Source organism: Streptomyces sp. UH6, assembly GCF_013421635.1.
Lineage (GTDB): Bacteria > Actinomycetota > Actinomycetes > Streptomycetales > Streptomycetaceae > Streptomyces > Streptomyces abyssomicinicus.
This window is the reverse complement of record NZ_JACADT010001425.1, coordinates 1-1049: the sequence shown is the minus strand read 5'-3', so window position 1 is coordinate 1049 and position 1049 is coordinate 1. Positions and strand designations below refer to the sequence as shown.

1 protein-coding gene and 1 pseudogene are annotated in these 1049 nt (G+C 74.0%); both read right to left on the bottom strand.

What is annotated here, in order from left to right; genetic code table 11:
- On the bottom strand, positions 1 to 501 hold a 501-nt coding region (locus tag HW445_RS32345; protein ID WP_180224303.1), incomplete at its 3' end, for a protein kinase.
- A gap of 125 nt (positions 502 to 626) precedes the next feature.
- Positions 627 to 1049: pseudogene (locus HW445_RS32340) on the bottom strand (hypothetical protein); the annotation flags it as partial.

The following is a 1049-nucleotide window of genomic DNA, read 5'->3' as shown; positions in this document are numbered from 1 at the left end:
CCGCGGGGCGTCGATCAGCTTGGCGACGCCGAAGTCGGTGAGCAGCGCCGGATGCGCGTTGCCGGGGCCGAGCGGGCCGTCCATGTCGAGGAGGACGTTCTCCGGCTTGACGTCCCGGTGCACCACCCCGGCGGCGTGCGCGGCCGCCAGCGCGTCCGCCACGTCGGCGACGACGGCGACCGCCGCCTCGGGCGCCAGGCGGCGCTCGCGCTCCAGCCGGGTGCGCAGGTCGGTGCCGCGCACCAGGTCCATCACGAGGGCGAGGTCGTTGCCGTCGACCACCAGGTCGCGCACCGAGACGATCCGGGGGTGCTCCAGTCCGAGCAGCGCGGTGCGCTCGCCGACGAACCGGCCGACCAGCTCCTCGTCGGAGGACAGGTCCTCGCGCAGCAGCTTGACCGCCACGGGCCCGTCGGGACCCTCGCCGAGCCACACCGTGCCGGCGCTGCCCCGTCCGAGGATCTGGTGGGCGGTGTACCGGCTGCCGATCTTCCGTGCCAAGAGAGCTCCTGTGAACGCGTGTTGGCCCAAACCTACGCGCCCACGGGGCCCTCCCCCACAACAGCCGGCGAATTCACCCGCCGCCGCGGTGGCGCGCCGCCGCGCCACCGCACGGCGGCTCCGCCCTACGGCACCTCGGTCGGCACCGAGTCCTTCACGTCCTCGACCGAGTTCTGCACGTCCTGGGCGGTGTCGCCGATGCTGGTGACCCAGTCGGAGATGTCGCCGATCCAGGTGGTCAGCTGGTCCCACCAGCCCTTGGTGGTGCCGATCCACTCCTGGAGCGGCGAGAGCTCCCAGACCATCCAGCCCGCCACGAAGAAGACCACGACCACGATCAGGCAGCCCTTGAGGCAGCCCAGCCCCGGGATGCGGACCGGGTTGGCGCTCCCGCGGCGCTCCCGCGGCGCGGCCGGCGGCTGCTGCGGCGGGGGCGCGTAGTGCTGCGGCGGCTGCTGGACGGGACGCTGCACCGGCCGCTGGACCGGCCGCTGCACGGGCTGCCGGCCCTGCTGCGGGTAGCCGTACTGCTGCTGTTGCTGGTGCTG